Annotated in this window: 6 protein-coding genes; 3 read left to right on the top strand and 3 right to left on the bottom strand. The window is 33.4% G+C overall.

The annotated features are described in order from the left end of the window. The 3 genes from ACP5S8_RS07445 to ACP5S8_RS07455 all read left to right on the top strand — a co-directional run. On the top strand, positions 1-1,195 hold a 1,195-nt coding region (locus tag ACP5S8_RS07445; protein ID WP_461876330.1), incomplete at its 5' end, for an SbcC/MukB-like Walker B domain-containing protein. Beyond that, positions 1,192-2,349: a cation:proton antiporter gene (locus ACP5S8_RS07450; RefSeq protein WP_461876331.1), complete on the top strand. Its 1,158-nt coding sequence runs from the start codon at positions 1,192-1,194 to the stop codon at positions 2,347-2,349. The genes ACP5S8_RS07445 and ACP5S8_RS07450, both read left to right, overlap by 4 nt. After that, positions 2,336-2,611 carry a permease gene (locus ACP5S8_RS07455; RefSeq protein WP_461876332.1) on the top strand — a complete coding sequence of 92 codons (276 nt, stop codon included), beginning with the start codon at positions 2,336-2,338 and terminating at the stop codon, positions 2,609-2,611. The genes ACP5S8_RS07450 and ACP5S8_RS07455 overlap by 14 nt, the downstream gene beginning before the upstream one ends. Here ACP5S8_RS07455 and ACP5S8_RS07460 read toward each other — a convergent pair. From ACP5S8_RS07460 to ACP5S8_RS07470, 3 genes are all read right to left on the bottom strand, one after another. Then, the gene (locus ACP5S8_RS07460; protein ID WP_461869818.1) at positions 2,596-3,735 is read right to left on the bottom strand and encodes a hypothetical protein; all 1,140 of its coding nucleotides are present in this window, start codon (positions 3,733-3,735) and stop codon (positions 2,596-2,598) included. The genes ACP5S8_RS07455 and ACP5S8_RS07460 overlap by 16 nt on opposite strands. A 105-nt stretch (positions 3,736-3,840) precedes the next feature. After that, complete coding sequence (locus tag ACP5S8_RS07465; RefSeq protein WP_461869819.1) at positions 3,841-5,196, bottom strand: MBL fold metallo-hydrolase; 1,356 nt, start codon at positions 5,194-5,196, stop codon at positions 3,841-3,843. Then, a partial coding sequence (locus tag ACP5S8_RS07470) for a M16 family metallopeptidase (protein ID WP_461876333.1) occupies positions 5,193-6,267 on the bottom strand: 1,075 nt, incomplete at its 5' end. The genes ACP5S8_RS07465 and ACP5S8_RS07470, both read right to left, overlap by 4 nt.

Below are 6,267 nucleotides of genomic sequence, written 5' to 3' on the forward strand. Positions count from 1 at the left end.
CGACAACATACAAAAAACTTTGGAAAAATTAAAAAGCGATAAAGATAAACTTGAAAATCAACTTTTCATTTTGAACAAACAAAAAGATGACTTAGAATCGGATTTGTACAATAAAAAAGAATCGTTGAAAGCTTTAGAACAAGGGCTTTTATCTTACGGTGTTAAAGAAGAGCACTTGCAAAATAAGAAAAATGCTATAGACCAATATAAGAAGAAGTTAGATGAGATAAAAAACGATATACAAAATAAAAGAAAGATATACGAAGATACCAAAGAAATGATAAATACCTATGAAAAAAGTATTGTGCTTTTAAAAGAACAAATATCTTCACTGAGTGCCAAAAAAAATGCAATAAGCGAAGAACTAAATGAGCTTGAAGCAAAATTATCTTCTATCGAAGATAAAGAAAAAGTTTTGACGGAGTTGAACAGTTTAGAAGATTACGAAAGAAAATACAATGAATACACAACCAAATTAGCCAATTTAAAAGAACAGATACAGATAAAAGAAAATGAAGTAGCTGGCATAGCAGAAAAAGCGCCACCACAGGAGTTGGAAATGATGCTAGAAGCTTTGGAAGAACATATAAAGATTATAAATCAAGAAATAGGTTCTATAAGCTCCAAAATAAAACAGATAAAAGAAAGCGAGAAACAGATAAAAGAGCTTGAAGAAACTATAAAAGAGCTTGAAAAGAAGTATAATATATACGAAAGACTGGAACAAGATTTAAAAAGCGATGCGCTGCAAGCCTACATATCTCAGAAAATAATAGAAGAACTGGTAAAGCATGCCAATGTATACGCTTCAAAAATGGAGTTTCCATACTCTTTTAAAGTTGAAGAAAAGTCCCGTGAAAAAGATAGCATAGTAGTAGAAGACGCTTTTGGAAATACAAGGCCCATAAAATCTTTAAGCGGCGGTGAGACTTTCATAACGTCTTTGTGCTTTGCTTTAGCACTCAGCGAAGCTGTTGGCTCTCAACATCTTAAATCACTTTTCATAGATGAGGGGTTTGGTACATTGGACAAAGAAACCCTAGAAAAAGTAGGTAATGCTTTGGAGCTTTTAAGTCAAAACATAAATAAAATGGTAGGTATTATAACACACGTCGAAAGCTTGGCTGAAAAATTTCCAAACAGATTGATAGTAACAAAAACAAAGGATGGTAGCTCAAAAATAGAGGTTGTATGATACATCATTTACCAATAATAATAGGTATGTTGGTGGCTATCGTAAGTCCTATTATATCTTACTATGTTAGAATTCCTCTTGTTTTAGTAGAATTTATAATAGGTATATTGTTTGGAACAATTTTAGAGAAAGACATACCAAACAAAAGCGAAGTAGCTTTTATATCTTACGTAGGTTTTCTTATTTTAATGTTTTTGGCTGGTTTTGAAGTGGATTTTGATTTTATGGAAGAGTTCAAGCCTAGGGAGCTAATATTTATATTTTTATACGTATTTATGCTAATACCGTTTTCCTTCTTAAGTGCATTGTCGCTTGGCTTAGAGCATTCTTATATGGTGGTTGCACCACTAATATCCGTAGGACTTGGTTTACCGATATTAAAAGAATCGAATATAATAGAGACTGATTTAGGACAAAAGCTTTTAATATTGGGTAGTGTAGGTGAGGTAAGCAGTATATTTTATATAAGTTTTGTAAATGCATTGCTAAAGTTTGGGGTTGTGCAAGCCATCGTAAAAACGATAATAACTTACGTTGTCCTTATATTGGCCATCGTGTTTGCAAAAGCTCTAAAAAACAAACTAAAAGAATATAGAACAGTTGTGAAAAGTATATCCTTGGAGAACACTCATATTTTTATAAGACTGGCTCTTTTTACAACGTTCATATCAGCTTCTTTGTTTGAACTTATAGGTATGGAACCAATACTTGGCTCTATGTTAAGCGGTATGGTATTAGGGTATGTGATAAGAAAAAAAGAGGTCATAAACAAAAGCTTTTACGATATGGCCTTTGGTTTTTTTGTGCCTTTGTTTTTTGTGTACACGGGTTTTAGTTTAAACATAGATTATATCAGCAAGAATATTCTTATGAGCGGTATAACGATAGGCACTGTTTTATTTGTTGCAAGGTTTGGTATATCTTTTATTTTGCTTTTGGCTGGTTTTAGATTGGTGGAATTGCCATTTGTTAGTTTGTTTATAAGTTTTCCATTTACGCTTTTAATAGCATCTATCAAGATACTTTCCGATATTAAGTATATAACGCCGGCTCAAGGCGTAGCAATATTGATAGGCACTGTGTTTAGTTCACTTGTCTATCCTATAATGTTTAAAATTTTTGCAAGGTTTTATGTAAAAGATGAAAATATTTGAAGGTTTTATAGCTGGGTTTACAATGGGTTTGGCTTATTTTGCTGTATTAAAAATGAGAATTAAATTTATATTTGGCAAAAAATATCTATATTATATAGGCTGGATTTTATCGCTGGTAGTGTTTTCTATGGTGTTTTTATACATAAACAAGCGTTTGGCTTTTGATATTACATACTTTATGGTTGGTATTTTGTTGGCTCAAATATCTACGGTAAGTTTTTACTTTCTAAAAGCCAAAAAGAGTAATTATATAGACCAGTAGTTTTTTACAAACAAAGCCTCTAATACAAAATTTGCAAAGAAAAAAAGCGGTGATATTATGCCTATCAACCATGGATAATCTTCAAGGAAATTAGCAAGTGCTATAAAAAGCGGCACGCTTATATAAGATAGTCTTGCAAAAGCGCTTGTGTTGATAAAAATACCCCCTAAAGCCCATAAGTACTCAGCCAATATAAGAATTGCGAACAGCGTATAGTGCAAAGGTAATTTATCAATAGCAAACACAATTATAAGTATGTAGGCTATCATAATTAGCAAGTTTATAAAATGATCAAATTCGTAAACCCCAAGTGGCGTTGATATGGGATGGGAAGGTATATCGTGCGGAATTAGCATGAGTATATTTGATATACGTTTTAACAACGTAGGCTTACCCCACCAGTCTTGAGCATGAATAAAAGCTATTGGATCTTTAAATTTGTAAAAGCTATACAAAACAAAAGCAAAGAACCCCCAAAGAGATAAAGCGCCATACAAAATAGCCTTTGGATAGTCAGTGGTTTTTTTGCTTTTAACGATATCAAAAAATACAACAAAAGATAAAAATACTGCCAAAGGACCAAAAAGTGTCCCGAGACCAGCTAAAACACTAGCCAACAACTGTTGTCGTTTTATAAGAAGATAGAATACGCTTATAGCAAAAAAGTTTAAGGCAGAAACAGGATACGCGGACATACCAAAAAAAGAAGACGGATAAAAAGCAAATAAAAGTATAGTCATATAAATAGTTGATTCTTTTTTGTTTAGGGCTTTTAGAAGAAGATAAAGCATATATATGGAAGCCCCTTGGAAAATGATAGCAGGCAGTATATATAAGAACGATATATCCTTTCCTACAACAATGTGTATAAATTTCATTATAAGAGGGTACCCAGGGAAAAACGCTATAGTGGGAATATGTACCGTTGAATTTCTATAACCGTAAACTGCTATATGTGTATACCAAACAGCGTCCCAATGCATAAAATGGTTAAAAAAAGAAGGCTCATACTTAAAATGCACTGGATAAGGTCTTCCGTAGTGGGGTTTTAAAAGGTTAAAAGAAAACCAAGCCACCATCAAGGTCCAGAAGAACCATGATATAAAAAACAAAAATATCTGCATTAGTTTATATTTTAGTTTATATTTTGATCTTCTTCTTCATCTTCTTTGTCTTCACAAGAACACTCTACTATAGGTTCTTCCCAATGTACGCAATCGGTATCCTCTTCAAACATCTACTACCTCCTTTCTAGAGGGAATATAAACGTTTTTGTCGCCAAGCTTATTTTTTAACACAAGCATTTTATCTTCTTCACCGTGTATCAAACATATTTTTTCTGGATTTGCAGCGTCTATCCACTCTATAAGCTCTTGCTGATCTGCGTGAGAAGAAAATCCATTTACGGTGTATATTTTGGCTCTAACGTTTATGGGTTCTCCCATAACAAAAACTGGGTTTTGCTTTTCTAATATTTTTCTTCCCAATGTGCCATGAGGTTGATAACCCACAAAAACTATAGCGTTTTGCTCTTTGTATGCATGATGTCTTATGTGATGGAGTATCCTACCACCGCTAAGCATACCGCTACCGGCTATGATGATAGCTCCTTCTTGGATATCGTTTATCTGTTTTGATTCTTCCACATCCCTTATCATTGTAAGGTATGGTATATTGAAAGGATCTTCCTTTTGCATTATATCGTAAGTTTCTTTTCTAAAATACTCCGGATTCCTTAAAAATACTTTTGTTACACCTATGGCTAACGGTGAATCTAAAAATATTTTGCACTTTGGTAAAGAGCCTTCTTCGTAAAATTCTCTTAGTACGTAAAGTATATCTTGAGTCCTCTCTAAAGCGTAGCTTGGTATCAAGACGTTACCGTGTTTTATAGTATTTTTTATAATTTCTTTTAGCTCTTCCTTTGATTCTTCAAAACTTTTGTGAAGCCTATCGCCGTATGTACTTTCCACATAAACGACGTTGGCTTTTGAAGGTAGGCTAAAGTCTCTAACTATAGGCTTGCCCTTGTTGCCGAGATCTCCAGAAAATACTATTTTTTTACCTTTGTACTCTATTTCGTAAAAGCATGAACCTAATATATGTCCAGCATCTTTTGGAGTAACCTTCATGTCAAATATTTGATATGTATTGTCGTAGGAAAACGTTGGTTCAAAATGCTCCATAGCCTCAAACACGTCGTCTTCATCGTACAACGGTTCTAATGGCATATCTTTTATAGTACCCCTTTGAAACCTCTTCATATGAGATTTATAATTCTCAAGCATTACTTTAGCAGTATCTAACAGCATGAGCCTTGAAAGTTCGTAAGTAGGTCTTGTGCAGTAAATTTTACCTTTAAAGCCGTTCTTTACTAGCATAGGTATGCGACCACAATGGTCTATATGAGCATGTGTTAAGAGCACCGCATCAACTTCTTTTGGATCAAAGCCAAGTTCTTCTGATTTTTCTTCATCAACCCCTTGAAAAAGCCCACAATCTATAAGTATTTTTCTATCTTCTAAAAGAAGCATGTGAGCACTACCGGTAACGGTTTTAGCAGCACCGTAAGATATGACTTTCATAAGTTCTCCTTAGGCCTCATAACAAGCTCAACGTAAATATCATCTTTGAAATAATTATCTAAAAGTCTCAATATATCGTTCTTGTCTACGTTGTCTATGTTGCTTTTAAAATATTTAAAATAGCTTATATCCTTTACCACTGCGGAAGAAAATCCCATTAAATCTGCTTCGGACTCAGGATTTTCCAATACAAAATCTTCCTGGTTTAATATTTTATTTTTAGCTTTTTGTATGTCTTCATCTTTTAGATGAGATATTTTTTCTAAAAGCTCAAAAACTTTATTTTTAAAAGTATCTACTTTATCGTAATCAGTTATTGCGAAAACTGTGTAGTTGTTATCTTGCTTGTGAGCACCGTCCTGACAAGAAAAAGAATAAACTATACCTTTTTCTTTTATCTCGTTGTGCATAAGAGAAGTCCTACCGCCAGATAGTATTTGATCAAACACCACAAAAGGATAATACATTTTTTCACCTATGGCAGGAGCATCCCAGCCTATTGCATAGTAGGTTCTATCTATCATTGGGTCTTCTAAAACTTCTTTTCGTGGAAACTTTTTTGGTGGTTCAGGTACGTATATAGAAGGTCTAATGCTGTTTTGAGGTTTTTGAGAAAACATATCGTATATAAATCTTATATCCTCTTCGGAAACGTTTCCAGAGATGCTAACGGTCATATTTAACGGCTGATAGTAAGAGTTGTAAAAGCTCTCAAGCATTTCTTTGTTAAATTTTGATATGGTTTCTTCGTAGCCAATGATTGGGTACATGTAATTTGATACTTTGTAAAAAAGCCTATCAAAACGTTCAAAAAACCTATTTATTGGGCTATCCATACCCCTTTTAAGTTCTTCTATTACTATAGGTTTTTCCTTTTCAATCATATCTTCTTCTAACTTAGCTCTTAAGGTTAGACTTTCTAATATATCTACAGCTTGTTTAAGGTAGTTAGAAGAGATATTTATATAATAATATGTAAAATCTTTTGAGGTGGCGGCGTTTATTTGACCTCCCAACCCTTCTACCAAAACGTCCAATTCACCGTATTCATATCTTTCAGAGCCATTAAAA

It is taken from the genome of Hydrogenobaculum sp. (genome assembly GCF_049967395.1).
In the GTDB taxonomy this organism is placed as follows: Bacteria; Aquificota; Aquificia; order Aquificales; family Aquificaceae; genus Hydrogenobaculum.